Source organism: Aureimonas sp. AU40, assembly GCF_001463785.1.
GTDB lineage: Bacteria > Pseudomonadota > Alphaproteobacteria > Rhizobiales > Rhizobiaceae > Aureimonas.
In genome coordinates this window covers 1-15,592 of sequence record NZ_BBWL01000065.1, presented here as the reverse complement: position 1 = coordinate 15,592, position 15,592 = coordinate 1, and the positions used below count along the sequence as shown (strand labels likewise).

General features: G+C 67.4%; 13 protein-coding genes, 2 pseudogenes and 1 riboswitch. Of the genes and pseudogenes, 5 read left to right on the top strand and 10 right to left on the bottom strand.

From position 1 onward, the window contains the following. Positions 1-113: 113 nt before the first annotated feature. The 9 genes and pseudogenes from AUL32_RS24230 to AUL32_RS24190 form a co-directional block, all read right to left on the bottom strand. Positions 114-449, bottom strand: a pseudogene (locus AUL32_RS24230) (transposase); the annotation flags it as partial. Between the two features lie 66 nt (positions 450-515). Next, a complete protein-coding gene (locus AUL32_RS24225; RefSeq protein ID WP_062121087.1) occupies positions 516-1,271 on the bottom strand; it encodes an SDR family oxidoreductase in 756 nt (251 codons plus the stop codon). Beyond that, a complete protein-coding gene (locus AUL32_RS24220) occupies positions 1,268-1,687 on the bottom strand; it encodes an ester cyclase (RefSeq protein WP_062121085.1) in 420 nt (139 codons plus the stop codon). The genes AUL32_RS24225 and AUL32_RS24220 overlap by 4 nt, the downstream gene beginning before the upstream one ends. A 33-nt stretch (positions 1,688-1,720) precedes the next feature. Continuing rightward, a complete protein-coding gene (locus AUL32_RS24215) occupies positions 1,721-2,317 on the bottom strand; it encodes a glutathione S-transferase family protein (protein ID WP_062121082.1) in 597 nt (198 codons plus the stop codon). After that, positions 2,317-3,273 (bottom strand): glutathione S-transferase family protein, encoded by a 957-nt coding sequence (locus AUL32_RS24210; RefSeq protein WP_062121079.1) that lies wholly within the window; start codon positions 3,271-3,273, stop codon positions 2,317-2,319. The genes AUL32_RS24215 and AUL32_RS24210 overlap by 1 nt, the downstream gene beginning before the upstream one ends. A 48-nt stretch (positions 3,274-3,321) precedes the next feature. Beyond that, positions 3,322-4,527: an iron-containing alcohol dehydrogenase gene (locus AUL32_RS24205; protein WP_062121076.1), complete on the bottom strand. Its 1,206-nt coding sequence runs from the start codon at positions 4,525-4,527 to the stop codon at positions 3,322-3,324. A gap of 173 nt (positions 4,528-4,700) precedes the next feature. Further along, on the bottom strand, positions 4,701-6,167 hold the full coding sequence (locus AUL32_RS24200; RefSeq protein WP_062121074.1) for an aldehyde dehydrogenase family protein: 1,467 nt from the start codon (positions 6,165-6,167) through the stop codon (positions 4,701-4,703). A gap of 288 nt (positions 6,168-6,455) precedes the next feature. Beyond that, on the bottom strand, positions 6,456-7,403 hold the full coding sequence (locus AUL32_RS24195) for a LysR family transcriptional regulator (protein WP_062121071.1): 948 nt from the start codon (positions 7,401-7,403) through the stop codon (positions 6,456-6,458). Between the two features lie 337 nt (positions 7,404-7,740). Continuing rightward, complete coding sequence (locus AUL32_RS24190; protein WP_062121069.1) at positions 7,741-8,889, bottom strand: CaiB/BaiF CoA transferase family protein; 1,149 nt, start codon at positions 8,887-8,889, stop codon at positions 7,741-7,743. 247 nt (positions 8,890-9,136) lie between these two features. On the opposite strand from AUL32_RS24190, the gene AUL32_RS24185 reads away from it, so the two are divergent. The 5 genes and pseudogenes from AUL32_RS24185 to AUL32_RS24170 all read left to right on the top strand — a co-directional run bounded on the left by AUL32_RS24185 (position 9,137) and on the right by AUL32_RS24170 (position 14,206). Further along, positions 9,137-9,982 carry an HpcH/HpaI aldolase/citrate lyase family protein gene (locus AUL32_RS24185; RefSeq protein WP_062121066.1) on the top strand — a complete coding sequence of 282 codons (846 nt, stop codon included), beginning with the start codon at positions 9,137-9,139 and terminating at the stop codon, positions 9,980-9,982. Further along, on the top strand, positions 9,979-11,520 hold the full coding sequence (locus AUL32_RS24180) for a fumarate hydratase (protein ID WP_062121064.1): 1,542 nt from the start codon (positions 9,979-9,981) through the stop codon (positions 11,518-11,520). Before AUL32_RS24185 ends, AUL32_RS24180 begins: the two co-directional genes overlap by 4 nt. A gap of 3 nt (positions 11,521-11,523) precedes the next feature. Continuing rightward, a pseudogene (locus AUL32_RS24895) lies at positions 11,524-11,691 on the top strand (ribonucleotide-diphosphate reductase subunit beta); the annotation flags it as partial. 128 nt (positions 11,692-11,819) lie between these two features. Then, positions 11,820-12,042: riboswitch (cobalamin riboswitch) on the top strand. A 120-nt stretch (positions 12,043-12,162) separates the two neighbouring features. Next, on the top strand, positions 12,163-13,149 hold the full coding sequence (locus AUL32_RS24175) for a putative oxygenase MesX (RefSeq protein WP_062121062.1): 987 nt from the start codon (positions 12,163-12,165) through the stop codon (positions 13,147-13,149). Between the two features lie 28 nt (positions 13,150-13,177). Beyond that, positions 13,178-14,206, top strand: coding sequence for a methionine synthase (locus tag AUL32_RS24170; RefSeq protein WP_062121060.1), 1,029 nt, complete (start codon positions 13,178-13,180; stop codon positions 14,204-14,206). A gap of 270 nt (positions 14,207-14,476) precedes the next feature. Here AUL32_RS24170 and AUL32_RS24165 read toward each other — a convergent pair whose 3' ends face one another. Then, a complete protein-coding gene (locus AUL32_RS24165) occupies positions 14,477-15,478 on the bottom strand; it encodes a serine hydrolase domain-containing protein (protein ID WP_062121058.1) in 1,002 nt (333 codons plus the stop codon). Positions 15,479-15,592: the final 114 nt, after the last annotated feature.

The following is a 15,592-nucleotide window of genomic DNA, read 5'->3' as shown; positions in this document are numbered from 1 at the left end:
TCGAAAGCGGACTGCCAGCTTTTGCTCGATCACACCGAAAGCGGACAGGCCGCTTTCGGCCAGAAACTGAAACCGATCAGAAGGCAGGGGAGGGTGGTTAGGGCCTTTTGCCGCCTGACCCACTCGAGGGCTGAAGCGGTGCAGAGGACGCCAAGGAAACTGGCAGCAGTCTTCTCGTAGCGTGTGGCGACCGCGTGCCATTCCTTCAACCGAGCCCACAGCCGTTCAACCTTGTCGCGGTTGTTGGTGATCGAGTCCGGGCAGGCGACGGGCGCTTCGTGGCGGAGCGGCGGGATGGCAGGACGAGCGCCCATGTCCCAGATGTGCTGGCGGAGGGCATGGCTGGTGGTGCCGCGGTCAGCCACGACCCACTTCGGGACGCCCGGCAGATGGGTTAAGAGCGGAACGGCGTGCAGCAGTTCGTGGGCCTGCACGGGTGCGAGGCGGAACAGGCTCTAGTTCATCCGAGCTCATTCAACGTAGCCAATGTCCCCGATCGAAAGGGCACTCCACTTTCAAATGGTGCGTCCTCCATCCACCTCCAGCACCACGCCCGTCACAAAGCGCGCCTCGTCCGAGGCGAGATAGAGGCAGGCACCGGCGATGTCGTCGGGCTCCGATAGGCGACCAAGCGGGATCGTGGCGATGAACTTTGCGCGGTTCTCCGGCGTGTCGGGCAGGCCCATGAAGCTTTCCAGAAGCGCCGTCGCGCCCATCACCGGCGCCACGGCGTTGACGCGGATGCCGCGCGGAGCGAGCTCAGCCGCAAGCGAGCGGCTGAGCATGTTCACCGCCCCCTTGGAGCCGTTGTACCAAGTGAGGCCGGGTCGGGGGCGGATGCCCGCCGTGGACCCGATATTGAGAATGACGCCACCGCCTTGGGCCGTAAAGGCCGGCAGGCTGGCCTGGACCGAATGGTAGATCGACTTCACGTTGATCGCGAAGACGCGGTCGAATTCGTCCTCGCTCACCTCCTCCAGCGGCTTGTTGCGATGGGTCCAGCCGGCATTGTTGACGAGAATGTCGAGCCGGCCGCCATGCTCCACGGTCGCGGCGATGGCGCGGTCGAAATCGGCGCGGCGCGTCACGTCGCCCGCAAGGCTCGTGGCGGCTTCGCCGATCCGCTCGGCCACCCGCCGCCCGCCGGATTCGTCGAGGTCGAGAATGGTGACGCGCGCGCCCTCGCGCGCGAAGCGCTCGACGATGGCCGCGCCGAAGCCGGAGGCCGCGCCCGTCACCAGCGCCGACTTGCCCTCGAGACGCCCGCTCATATCTCGGACACGCCGAGCTGCTTGAGAAGGCCGAGATTGTCGAGCAGCGCCCAATGCTCGACCAGCTTGCCTTGCCTGAACTCGAACAGGTCGAGAACGCCGATGTCGATAGGCCGGCCCGTGGCGGCAAGCCCCATCAGCTCGCCGCCATGCGTGCCCTTGACGCGCAGGCGCACCAGGACCTTCTCGCCCTCCGCGATGACGTCCTCGATCGGCAACTCCATGTCGGGAATGCCGGGATGCAGTGCTTCGGCCAACTGCTTCACGCCGTCCGGCCCGCGCACCTCGAAAGGCAGGCCGGGGTCGTGGCGGCGGAAACCGGGGTCGATATGGGCCTGCCACCAGGCTTCGTCGCGGCGCAGGAAGGCGTCGAAATAATCTCGCGCCAGCTGCTTGTTGGTTTCCTGTGTCGCCATGTCGTCCTCCCAGACTGTCGGCATTGCGGATCGTCAGACGTAAGGTTCGCTCGCCGCGAAGGCGGGCCGCGCGGCGACCTCGGCGCGCAAAGCGTCCAGCCGAGGCAGGGGCTCCAGCCAGGGCTCGCCGGCAAAGCGCAGGCGGAGATAGTCGAGCGCCACGATCGCGGTGATCACCGCGATGTCCGGCGTGCCGCCGCCATAGGCCGGCGGATCGGCCTCCAGGGCGCGGAAGCCCTCGACGATGGTGCGGCGGCGGCGCAGGCCGACCCGGTGCTCGCCGAAGTTCGGATCGACCTGCATCCGGTTGGTCACGATATTGGCCATGGCGTCGATCACGCCCATGGCCCGGCCGGCGAGGCTGATCGTGCGGTCGAGCGGGCCGGCGAGGAGCGAGGGCTCCGGCCGCTTCCGCTCCAGCCACAGAAGGATCAGCAGGCTCTCGGTAATCGGCAGTCCCTCCTCGGTGGCAAGCGTCGGCACGCGCGCCGCCGAGTTGAGCTCGAGAAGCGCCGGCTCGTCGTTCCAGGGATTGACGATCTCGGTCGCGGAAAGGTCGAAGCCCTTCTCGCCGAGCGCGATGCGGGCGACGCGCGCATAGGGCGAGGTCGTGTTGGTCAGAATGCGCATCAGGCCGCTGCCGCCGTTTTTTTGGTATCGGCCGCTTCCTCGCTGACGGCGCTGTAGCCGAAGCGCGGGAAGTGGACATGAACCGTGCCGCCACGCTCGCTCTCGTGGCGGATCACCAGTTCGCGCGGATCGGCGGCCACCAGCACGCCGCGGATCGGATCATTGGCGTCGTCGGTGCGGATGACGACCGTCTCGCCCGCCTCAAGCCCGCTCGGGTCGTCCACGGCCACGCCAGCCGTCGGCTCCGGGTCCGCCTCGCGGGCGATGCGAAGGGCGTCGTCGGCGCTCAAGGGGGAGCGCTCGCCATGGCCGAGCGCGCCGACGCGCTCCATCCATTGGAGGATCGCCGGCGTGAAGGGCAGAAGCCGGTCGGCCTCCGCGCCGGCGTGGGTGCGCACGAACCAGAGCGTATGATAGGCGGAAAGATCGGCCGCCGAAGCGCCGGGGCCGAGCAGGAAGGCGCGACCGTCCCGCAGCATGTCGGCGAGATGGGACATCTGCGCGGCGACGCGCTGCCGGTTCACCGACAGATCGCGCACGGAGGCGTCCTTCGAGAAGTCGTGGCGCATGAAGGCGATGCGATCCTCGATGAACTCGGGCGGCACGCCGTCGCCGATGATCGAGGTCGCGATCGAGGCGGCGGGGATGAAGGTCGTCGTATCCGCCCACCAGGACAGGATCGCGGCCAGCCCCGCCTGTCCGCCGGGATAGAGCGTCGGCTCGGGAAAGCGGCGCTCCAGCTCGGCGAAGATCAGCGCCGTGTCGCAATAGATGTCGGCGCCGATCTGCAGCACCGGCGAGCGGCGATAGCCGGCGGTCAGCGGCACCGTGTCGGGCCGGGGCGGCCAGATCGGCGTTTCCACCGAGCGCCAGGCGATGCCCTTGTGGCCGAAGGCGAGGCGCACCTTCTCGCCGAAGGGCGAGAGATCGTAGTGATGCAGGATGGGTTGGTCCATGGCACGTCCCTCCCAGAACGCGGCGACGGTTGACGGGGGCGGGCCGCCTCAGGCGAGGCAGCGCCGGAAGATCTCTTCGGCCTGGGCGACGGTCATCTTGCGCACCGAGGGGCAGGCGATGACCGTGTGGTCGTTGGCGGTCCTGGGGTCGAAGTCGCGCGCGGCGATGCCGGCATACAGGCCCGGCACGGCGCGCTCGGCCATCTCGCGCACGCGCGCTTCGGGAAGCTGGGCGGCGGTGAAGCGCTGGGGGAAGCCGATGTCGCGGTAGAGGTCGCGGATCGCCTCGGCGCAGGCCTCGATCGTCTCGGTTCGTGTCAGCCCCGCCGTCTCCACCTCCAGCGCTTCGGCCAGCGGCTTCACCTTGTGCGGCAGGACCGCGAGGTTGAAGGCGGTGACGTCGGGCAGCAGCACGCCGACGCCATAGGGGTGGGGCAGGTCGAGATGGCCCTCCAGCGGTAGGGACAGGGCGTGGCCATGGCCGAGCCGGGCATTGCCGCAGGCGATGTTGGCCATGCAGGAGGCCATGAGATTGTCGCCGCGCGCCGCCTCGTCGTCGGAATTGATCGAAGCGCGCAGCGAGCCGTATTGCAGGCGCACGGCGGCGATGGCGAGCGCGTCGGTGATGGGCGAGCCGATGGCGCTGAAATAGGCCTCCACCGCATGGGTCAGCGCATCCACCGCCGGCAGCGCGGCGACGCGCATGGGCAGCGAGCGCAGCGTCACCGGGTCGAGGATCGCAGCATCGGGAAAGCTCAAGGGGCCGCCGCCGAGCAGCTTCAAGTGCCGTTCCTCGTCCTTGACGATGGTCCATTGCGAGACTTCGGAGCCCGAGCCCGCTGTGGTCGGCACCATGATCATCGGCAGGGCGCGCTTGTCGAACTGGCCGACGCCGGTGCATTCGGCCATGGGCTTGTCGTTCGTCGCGACGATGGCGATGCCCTTGCCCGTGCACATGACCGAGCCGCCGCCGATGCAGACCACCCCGTCGATGCCCTCGCGGCGCACCCGCTGCCCTTGCGCGTCGATATGCGAGCAGCGCGCGTCGATGCCGCATTCGTCGAAGCGGGCGACGGCGAGCCCGGCTTCCTCGAGGGCGGCCAGAGCATCGGCATGGAAGGGCTGCGTGGAGATGACGGGATCGGAGACGACGAGCACCCGGCCCATCTTCAGATCGCGCGCCAGCTGCCCGATCGTGGCGAGCGAGCCCGGTCCGGCGACGACGCGCGTCGGCATGTAGAACTGGCTGATCAACGACGGTTCCTCCCGAAACGCCGGAGCGACCTCGATCGCTGCTTGCTGGGCTGGCTTAAGAGTGGCGCGGCCGGGGGCGGGGCCGCCAATAGGGCTTTTGTCCACCCGCCATCGCGCCCCGCTATGGCGCGGGGACGCTTGGGCGAGCGACGCTGGTGTCGACGCCAGCGGCGTCAGCCGTGCTTGAGGATCGTGGTGCGCAGGGTCGAGACGTCGTGCAGCGCGGCGAAGCCCTTCTCGCGGCCGTGGCCCGACTTCTTCATGCCGCCGAAGGGCAGCTCGATGCCGCCGCCGGCTCCGAAGGCGTTGATATAGACCTGGCCGGCCTTGATGCCGCGCGCCACGCGCATCGCGCGGTTGCCGTCATGCGACCAGACGGCGGCCATCAGCCCGTAATCCGTGCCATTGGCGAGGCGCACCGCATCCGCCTCGTCCTCGAAAGGCAGGACCGACAGGACCGGGCCGAAGACCTCCTTCGTCGCCAGCTCGTTGGCGCGGGGGACGGGGCCGTAGATGCGGGGCGCCACGAAGAAACCGGCCTCCGGCACGCCCTCGGCCACCTGTCCCGAAGCCAGAACCGGCACGCCGCTTTCCTCGGCGCGGGCGAAGAAGCCCTCGATGCGCGCCTTCTGCGTGGCGTTGATGACGGGTCCGAGATCGCGGTCCATCTCGGGCGTTCCGGCGGTGAGCTTTCCGAAGCGCTGCGCCAGCGCCTCCACCACCTCGTCGTAGCGGCTGCGCTCGACCAGGACGCGCGAGCCCGCCGAGCAGGTCTGGCCGGCATTCTGCACCATGGTCGTGGCGATGGTGCTCGCCGCCGTTTCCAGATCGGCGTCGCCAAACAGGACGTGCGGGCTCTTGCCGCCGAGCTCCAGCGTGCAACCGATATGGTTCCTGGCCGCCGCGCTCTGGATCAGCGTGCCGACCTCGGGCGAGCCGGTGAAGGAGACGAAGTCGATGTCGCGATGGCCGGACAGCGCCGCGCCGGCCTCCTCGCCAAGGCCCGGCACAATGTTAAGCGCGCCTTCGGGGAAGCCGACCGAGGCGGCGAGTTCGGCAAGGCGCAGCGGCGTCAGGCATGCGTCCTCGGCGGGCTTCACCACGCAGGCATTGCCCATGGCGAGCGCTGGGCCGACCGTGCGGCCGAACATCTGCGCGGGATAGTTCCAGGGAATGACATGGGCGGTGACGCCGTAGGGCACGCGCTCGGTGGTGACGAAATAGCCGGGCAGGAAGGGAATGGTCTCGCCATGCACCTTGTCGGCAGCGCCGCCGTAGAACTCGAAATAGCGGGCGGTCGCCACCATGTCGGCGCGCGCCTGTTTCATGGGCTTGCCGGTGTCGCGCGCTTCCAGAAGCGCCAGCTCCTCGGCATGCGCCTCGATCGCCAGCGCCAGCTTGGACAGAAGCCGGCCGCGTTCGGTGGCCGAGAGCTTGCCCCAGGCGCCGCCTTCGACGGCCCGGCGCGCGGCCTTCACCGCGCGGTCGACATCCTCCGCCCCGCCGGCCGCGATCTCGGCGAAGACGAGCCCTTCCGCCGGTGCCACGACCTCGATCGTGCGTCCGCTCGCGGCGGGGTGCCAGCGATTGTCGATGAAGACGCCCTGGGCGGCGCTGCGGGCGGGGGAATGGGCATTCATGGCAGGCGCTCCTCGAATCAAGGGCAGGGGACACGGGCGCGCCGAACGGCGAGCTTGCCGCTCTAGACTTCTGATTTCGCCGCATGATCCGACGGCAAGGCGTGGCCGCCTTGCCTGGACATGCTCCAGCCGTCCTCCACCGGCGCACCCGCGATGCCGTAGGAATGGGAAGAGATATCCGCCTCGCTGGCCTGCCTCGCCAAGACAAGTTTGCGCTTTCCCGCATAGGCGGGACCTATGGCTCGCGCTTCGCGCCACGGGGAACGAAGAGGGCGAGGGGAGGCCGGCTCAGGCGCTGACGCGCATCTGCGCGCTGCTCCAGGCGCCCGAGCGCACGAGGTCGCGCAGCGTGCGCCGGCACAGCTTCTCCACCGCCTGGACGGCATGGGAGAGGGGCCGATCGATCGGCTCCACCAGATGCACCGTGCGCAGGAAGGCCGGCTCGAAGGGCCAGGCGCGCAGCGAGCCCTCCTCGGTCTCGCGCCGGATCGCATGGGCCGGCAGCACGGAGTAACCGAGCCCCTGTTCCACCAGCGACTTGATGGCGCCATAGGCATCGATCTCGATGGCGGTGGCGAGTTGCACGCCATGGGCCGCCGCGCGCTCCTCCACGAGATCGCGCAACCCGTGGCCGGGGCTCGGCAGGATGAGGGGGAGGTCGGCCAGCCGGGCGACGGGCACGCTGCTGCCGGTCGCCGGAAGGGCGCCGGCATCGGGATCGGCGGCAGGGCCGAAGAGATGCAGTGCCTCGGACAGGAGGCCGATGGACCGCAGGCCGCGATCCTCGACAAAGGCGTAGAGCAGGCCGAGATCGACCCGTCCGAGGCGCAGCCAGTCCAGGACATAGCCGCTCATCGCCTCGGCGATCCGCAGCTTCACCTTGGGCAGTTCCGCCTGTGCGGCGAGGACGAGGGGCACGCCCAGGACCTGCGCGATCGAGGAAGGCAGGCCGAGGCGCACCTCGCCCGCCGGCTCGGCGCCGCTGCCCCGGATCTCGCGCTCGGCCTCCTCGAACTGCGCGACGATGGCGCGAGCGTTGCGCAGAAGGATCTCGCCCGCCTCGGTCGGCTGCACGCCCTGCGGCGTGCGGAACAGGAGCGGCACGCCGAGATCGGCTTCCATGTTGCGGATGTGGAGGCTGAGCGACGGCTGGGCGACGTTGAGCTTCCCGGCCGCGCGCGAGATCGACCCGCTCTCGACGATGGCGACGAAATATCTGAGCTGCCTGACATCCACGCGCGATTCCTCCCGGCGCGGAGCCTAGAGGCCGACGGGAATCCTGGATAGGTCTCGTGTCCGATCGGGGAGGATCGGACGGGCGGCCGCCGGGGATGACGTCGCCCGGGCGGCGTCTCGGCGCCTAGTGGAGCGGTCGGTGGCATCGTCGGCATTGCGCACGCCCCGAAATGTCGAGCGGGTTCGCCGCCGCAAAAGGCTTTGTAGCCCCTTCCTAGTAATATCTCCGCGCTGGCCTGGGCCGGCGACGCCAGACCTCAGCATCCGCCCTGACGGAACCTAGGGCATCTCCAGCCCGGACGGCCAAAGCCTTGCGACCAATCGATGCGGCGCGGCGTCAGGCCGCGCTATGGAGGGAGCCGGAGGGGGCGAACTCGTCGCGCAGCGCTTCGCTCTGCTGGCCGAGCGCGGGCACGGGGCGGAACGCCGGGGCCTCGCCGTCGAAGCGCGCGCCGGGCGCGAGATAGCGCACCGGGCCGGCGGGCGTCTCCACCGTGACGAAGCGGTTCTGCGGATGGTCGGCAAGGTCCTGCATGGAGCTGACGCGGCCATAGGCGATGCGGGCGCGCTCCAGCCGCTCGATCATCTCGGGTCGGTTGGCTTTCGCAAAGGCGCCGGTGACGATGGCGTCGAGCCGCTCGCGGTTGGCGACGCGCCGGCTGTTATCGGAGAAGTGCGGATCGCTCGCCACCTCCGGTGCCAAAAGCACATCGCGACAGAGATTGGCCCATTCGCGCTCGTTCTGGATGGAGAACAGAACGGCGGCGCCGTCGCGGCAGGAATAGGCCCCATAGGGCGCGATGGTCGGATGGTTCAGGCCGGAGCGCGCCGGCTCCTTTCCGCCATAGACATATTGAAGATACGGCACGTTCATCCAGTCGGCGAGCGCATGGAAGAGCGAGACGTCGATATGGCGCCCTTGCCCCGTCCTTTCGCGGCCGAGCAGCGCCTGCAGCACGGCCTGGAAGGCCGTCATCCCAGCCGCAATGTCGCAGACCGAGACGCCGACCCGCGCCATGCCCTGCTCGTTGCCGGTGATGGCGGAGAGGCCGCTCTCGGCCTGAACCAGAAGATCATAAGCCTTGAGGTCGCGGTACGGTCCCTCGTCGCCATAGCCGGAGATGGAGCAGGTGACGAGGCGCGGATTTTGCCGTCGCAGCTCGGCCGGGGCGAAGCCCAGCTTGTCGATGACGCCCGGCGCGAGATTCTGGACGAAGACGTCGGCCCGCTCGATCATGGCCGCGAGCACCGCCTTGTCGGCGGGCGCCTTCAAATCGAGGCAGACGGATTCCTTGCCCCGGTTCAGCCAGACGAAATAGGCGCTCTCGCCCTTCACCAGATGGTCGTAGCCGCGCGCGAAATCGCCCTCCGGCCGCTCCACCTTGATGACGCGCGCGCCGGCATCGGCCAGCCGGCTGGAGAGATAGGGCGCCGCCACCGCCTGCTCGACCGAGACGACGAGAAGATCCTTGATATCGGTGTTCACCGACGCCGCTCCCGCAAATGACTGGACAGGGTTCGCATGGCGCCCAGCCTAGCGTCGGCGTTTGTCGCGCCGCCAATAGCGATGTCCTTGCTCGCCCATAGCGCTCTTCTATGGCGCCGCCATAGGCGCGGCCTATGCCCGATAGCGCGAAAGCTTATTTCCATGTTGGAGCCGGCGGACGCACATCGGATGGAAGCATTCCAGACGAGGGGCCGTTCGGGAGGCCCTTGAGGGGAGGGGGAGAGCCATGCCGTCCGCTGTCGAGGCCGCCACCCTGTTTCTCTTCGTGCCGGCTGACCGGCCGGAGCGCTTCGCCAAGGCCTTCGCCGCCGGGGCAGACGCGGTGATCCTCGATCTGGAGGATGCTGTTGCGCTGGAGGCCAAAGGGCTCGCCCGTGTGGCGTTGCGCGAGGCGGCATCCTCCCTCGCGCAGGCACCTTGCCCCGTGCTCGTGCGCCTCAACGCCGCCGGTTCGCGCGAGCACGAGGCGGATCTGGCGCTCGCCGCGGCCCTGCCGCTTTCTGCCGTGATGCTGGCGAAAAGCGAACGGGCGGAGGAGGTGGCCACGGTTGCGGCGACCAGCGGTCACCCCGTCGTCGCCCTGGTGGAAAGCGCGGCTGGCCTTGCCAATGTGCGGGCGCTGGCGCAGGTCAGCGCGCGCCTCGCCTTCGGTTCCTTCGATTTCGCCGCCGATCTCGGCTGTCGGCATACGCGCGAGGCGCTGCTCCTCGCCCGGCTCGAACTCGTGCTGGCCAGCCGGCTCGCCGGCCGCCCGGCGCCGGTCGACGGGGTGACGGCCTCGACGCGCGACGAGGCGGCGATCGAAGCCGATGCGGCCCATGCCGCCGCGCTCGGCTTCGCCGCCAAGCTGCTGATCCATCCCGCCCAGATCGCCTCCGCCGCGCGGGGCTTCGCGCCGGCGGAAGGCGAGATCGCCTGGGCCGAGCGCGCGATCGCGGCCGGGCAGGGTGGCGGTGCCGTCGCGCTGGACGGGGAGATGGTGGACGCGCCCGTGCTCCTGAGGGCGAAGGCGATCCTGCGCGCGGCGCGACGCATTACGGACAAGGCCATCACGGGAAAGGCTTCGGCATGAGCACGAGGGCCCCGATCCACGAGGCGGATTTCATCTCCTCCGTCGCCGACGCGCTGCAATATATAGCGGTGTTCCATCCGCCGAGCTTCGTCAAAAGTCTGGCCGAGGCCTATGCACGGGAAGAGAGCCCCGCGGCGCGCGACGCGATCGGCCAGATCCTGGTCAACTCGCGCATGGCCGCCTTCGGTCGGCGACCGATCTGCCAGGACACAGGCACGGTGAACGTCTTCGTCAAGCTCGGCATCGGGGCGCGGATCGAGACGGCGCGCCCGCTCGCCGATCTCGTCAACGAAGGTGTCGCGAAGGCCTATACCGACGCCGACAATCCGCTGCGCGCCTCGATCGTCAAGGACCCACTCTTCGGCCGAAAGAACACCGGCGACAACACGCCCGCCGTCGTGCATGTGGAGATCGTGGCCGGCGACGAGGTCCGCGTCACCGTCGCGGCCAAGGGCGGCGGTTCGGAGAACAAGGCCAAGTTTGCCAATCTCGCGCCGGCCGCCTCGGTCTCGGACTGGGTGGTCCAGACGGTGGAGACGCTGGGCGCCGGCTGGTGCCCGCCGGGGCTGCTCGGCATCGGCGTCGGCGGAACGGCCGAGAAAGCCATGCTCATGGCCAAGGAGTCGCTTCTCGAGCCAATCGACATGGCCGAACTGATCCGGCGCGGCCCGGCCTCGCCGCTGGAGGAGATGCGGCTCGACATCTTTGAGCGTGTCAACGCGCTCGGCATCGGCGCGCAGGGGCTGGGCGGGCTGACGACGGTGGTGGACGTGAAGATCCGCTCCTATCCCTGCCACGCCGCCTCGAAGCCCATCGGCCTCATTCCCCAATGCGCCGCCGACCGGCATCTCACCTTCACGCTGGACGGCTCCGGCCCCGCGCGGCTCACCCCGCCCGATCTGTCTCTCTGGCCCGAGATCGACTGGGGCGAGCAGACGGCACAGGCGCGACGCGTCGATCTCGACCGTTTGACACGAGAAGAAGTGGCGACTTGGCGTGCCGGCGAGACGCTGCTCCTGTCGGGGCGGATGCTGACGGGCCGGGACGCCGCGCACAAGCGCATGGCCGACATGATCGGGCGCGGCGAGCCGCTGCCGGTCGATTTGAGGGACCGGGCGATCTACTATGTCGGCCCCGTGGACGCGGTGCGCGACGAGGTGGTGGGCCCCGCCGGCCCGACCACGGCCACCCGAATGGACGGCTTCACCGAACTCGTCCTGGACGCCACCGGGCTCCTCGTCATGATCGGCAAGGCCGAGCGTGGGTCAGCCGCGATCGAGTCCATCAAGCGCCACGGCGCGGCCTATCTGATCGCCGTCGGTGGCGCCGCCTATCTCGTCTCCAAGGCCGTCAAGCAGGCCCGCGTCCTCGCGTTTGCCGACCTCGGCATGGAGGCGATCCACGAATTCGTCGTGGAAGACATGCCCGTAACGGTCGCGGTGGACGCGCAGGGGCATTCGATTCACCAAACGGGCCCCTCGCAATGGCGCAAGCCCCACCTCACCCTCGGCGGTGCCGCAGCTGAACGTGTGACCTGAGAGTTCATCGGCAACCGCCCCTGCGCACAACTCGGGCTGGCTTCCGTGTTCCCGGAAGCGGAGAACCCGTTCCCCTGGATGTCGGAGGTCATGGACCTCAGCAACGAGAAGAACTTCTTCGAAACCCGTGTCATCGAATACCAGAACGGCGGCGCGGTAGCCTGGGACTAACCGGCCGTGCCCGTACGAACGGGGTGAAGGATCGTGACTGCGGCTCTCGGACCGTTTGCGGCATGAAACTTCGCATGCGGACATAAAGATGTCCTTATGTCTTCATTGACAACATGGTTGCGGGCGTGCTGAATGCCGCCTGTCGAGGTTCCCCGTTCCAGACATGGCGATGGGGCTAAGACGGGAAGCCAGTGGTGTCCCTCCGGGGCAGAGTCTGGCGCTGCCCCCGCAACTGTAAGCGGCGAGCGGCGGATCCATCGTGTGTCACTGAGCCTCGCAAGAGGTTCGGGAAGGCCGGAACCGCCGCAGCGACCCGTGAGCCAGGAGACCTGCCTCCGACGCGAAACGTTCCTCGGACGGGGGTTCCTCCGGTGGATCGCGCCTGGAGTTCGTGCCCTTGGCCGTCGGCGTCGGGGCGCTCGCCCTCGCGCGTTCTTCCTTCGGCCCTCGCCTGACCAAAGACGGTGGGTCATGACGAACAGCGCCTTCGCCTTTACGATCAGCAGCGTTCCGTTCAACGAGGACTATCGTCCCGCCGACCGCACGCGCATCACCACGAACTTCGCCAACCTCGCACGAGGGGAGTGTCGTCGCGAGAACCTGCGAAACACCTTGGCGATGATCGACAACCGCTTCAACTCCCTCATGCATTGGGACAATCCGATGGGGGATCGATACGCGGTCGAGCTTCGGATCGTCACCGCCGACCTGACGGTCGGCCTGCGCGACGGGGCCGAGACCTTCCCGCTGATCGAGATCCTGGCAACCACCGTCGTCGACAGGCGCACCGGCGAGCACCACGACGGCATGATCGGCAACAACTTCTCCTCCTATGTCCGCGACTACGACTTCAGCATCCGCTTGGCCGACCACATCCGCGAGAACCCCGATGGCGGCGCGCCGGACGGGTTCGGCGAGCTGCACGGCAACCTGTTCAAGCGATTCTTGGCCTCTGGCGCCTACAGGGACCGGTTCCCGAAGCCGCCGGTCATCTGCCTCAGCGTGTCCAGCCGGGAGACCTATCGCCGAACCGCGAACGTCCATCCCATCCTCGGGGTGGAATACGGGACTGACCGCCTTTCCAGAACCGACGACTACTTCGCAAGGATGGGGATGCGGGCGCGCTATTTCCTGCCGCCGGGCGGCGCCGCGCCCTTGGCCTTCTACCATCTCGGCGACCTGACGGGTGACTATTCCAACGTCGAGCTGGCCAGCACGGTCGCCACGATGGAGACCTTTCAGAAAATCTATCGCCCGGAGATCTACAACGCCAACTCACCGGCGGCGGAACACTACCGGCCGAGCCTGAACCGCCAGGACTATTCCCTGACCCGAATTGTCTATGACCGCGACGAGCGCAGCCGGCTGGCCGTCGAGCAGGGCCGTTTTGCCGAACAGCATGTCATTCGGCCGCATGGCGCGCAGCTCGAGCGCTGGTCTGCGACTGCGGGCCTATGAACGGAACGGACACGAAAGGACCACGAGCATGACGATTCTGTTGCCGACGACCACCGCGGGGAGTTTGCCCAAGCCGTCCTGGCTCGCCGAGCCCCGCACGCTCTGGTCGCCCTGGCGGCTCGAAGGCGAGGACCTACTCGCCGGCAAGCGGGATGCCCTGCGTCTTGCCTTGGACGACCAGCGGCAGGCGGGCATCGACATCGTCGGTGACGGCGAACAGACGCGCCAGCATTTCGTCACCACCTTCGTCGAACATCTCGGTGGCGTCGACTTCGAGAAGCGCGAGGTCGTCCGGATTCGCGACCGATACGATGCCAGCGTGCCGACCGTGGTCGGCGCCGTCTCACGCACGAAGCCCGTCTTCGTCGAGGACGCGAAGTACCTGCGCGCGCAGACCGGGCAGCCGATCAAGTGGACGCTGCCCGGTCCGATGACGATGATCGATACGCTCCACGACGCCCACTACAGAAGCCGCGAGAAGCTTGCCTGGGAGTTCGCGCGGATCCTCAACGAGGAAGCGAGGGAGCTCGAGTCCGTCGGCGTCGACATCGTCCAGTTCGACGAGCCTGCGTTCAACGTCTTCTTCGACGAGGCGAACGACTGGGGGATCGCCGCCCTTGAGCGGGCCGCCGAGGGCCTCAAGATCGAGACGGCCGTGCATATCTGCTATGGCTACGGCATCAAGGCCAATACCGACTGGAAGAAGACTCTCGGATCGGAGTGGCGGCAGTACGAGAAGACCTTCCCCAACCTCCGGAAGTCCAAGATCGACATCATCTCGCTCGAGTGCCGGAACTCCCGGGTGCCGATGGACTTGATCGAGCTCATTCGAGGAAAAAAGGTGATGGTGGGCGCGATCGATGTCGCGACCGACACGATCGAAACGCCGGACGAGGTCGCGGAAACCCTGCGCGAGGCGCTCCGGTTCGTTGATCCAGACAAGCTCTACCCCGCCACCAACTGCGGCATGGCACCACTGTCCCGCGACGTGGCGCGAGGCAAGTTGAAGGCCTTGGGCGCTGGCGCGGCGATCATCCGTAAAGACCTCGCATCTTAGCAGAAGGCAGACTTTCCAAAACCTGCTTTCACTCCGCAAAAGTGAAGCGACCGGCGACAATGGACTTCGCAGATCGGGGGACTTCGCAGATCGGGCAGACCTATGTCCGCTTTTGAGCATGAGCGTAAAGGCCTGGAACGGCGGTGGTCGGGCGTTTGCGGAATGGCAGCATTCCGCACGATTGATCCGAAAGCTGCCGGTCCGCTAGCGACCCTTCTCGGCCGTCTGCCTGTAAAGCGAGAGACGTCCGCTTTTGTGAGATACTTGCCTTCAGGTGGTGATTGGTAGTCCAAGCCAAGTCAGCGACGGGTGCGATCCTGGGAATTTGTCAGCTATCAGACGCGGGACCATGCCGAGCCCGGTATCGCTGTTCATGAAAACGGCCAACGCAGTTAGCGTTTTGGGAACCCCGAACACAAAAGCGGTTGCCCCAGGGTTCGAACCCCAGTGAAAGAACGCCGAGCCCTCAGGTTCCAGCCCCCAACCAAGGCCCCACGCTATACCGGGCGCTGGGCTGGACGGCGTGCCCCCAAGATCCTCGACGCCTCCGAAGGGCGGATAGGACTGCGGGCAAAGCCACAAGCGCGCGGTCGCCTCCTCCAGCAAAGCACTTTCCATCACCGCTGCGACGAAGCGACCGTAATCGACGGCAGTCGTGTGAAGCGAGAAGGCGGCATTGGCCCTCTTAGGCCGAAACTTAGGCTCGATACTGCCGTCGACATGATGTCCGAATGCGGCGTTTCCATCGAAAATGTCGTGCCATACGAAGCTCGACCCGCGCATTCCGAGTGGGGTGAAAACAAGCCGTTCGACAACGGCATCGAGGGGTTCTCCGGTTACTCTCTCGATAACCGCCTGGAGAAAGACGAAGCCTTCGCCCGAGTAGCTGAAGCGCGAGCCAGGCGAGAAGTATGTGCGCAAAGGGATGCCGTCACGTCGCCAGTTCGGCAACCCGGTCGTATGAGAAAGAACATGACGCGCAGTGATGGACGAAGCGCCGACATCGTCTGCCACCAGAGGCCCGACGATGTTCGACAACGGCTCGTCCAGATCGAGCTTCCCTGCATCCATCAGTCGAAGGGCCGTGCAAGCGACTATAGGCTTGCTCAGGGAAGCCGCCTCGAACACGGTCCCGACGTCGACTGGGGCTCTCGTCTCGATGCTTCGGACACCAAGAGTTCCAGCCTCGCTCGAACCTCGATCTATAGCGACATATGCCAAGCCCGGCACGCGGGCCGACTGCATCCTGTCGGTGATATGTCCGATGTCCATTGAGCCAACGTTGAGAAGTCATTTAGGACGCAGGCTACAGACTTCCGATCCGCAACGGCAAGTCATAAAGGATAGCTGCCGTTCCTAGCCTCATCGGCAAACGACCGGTTTCCG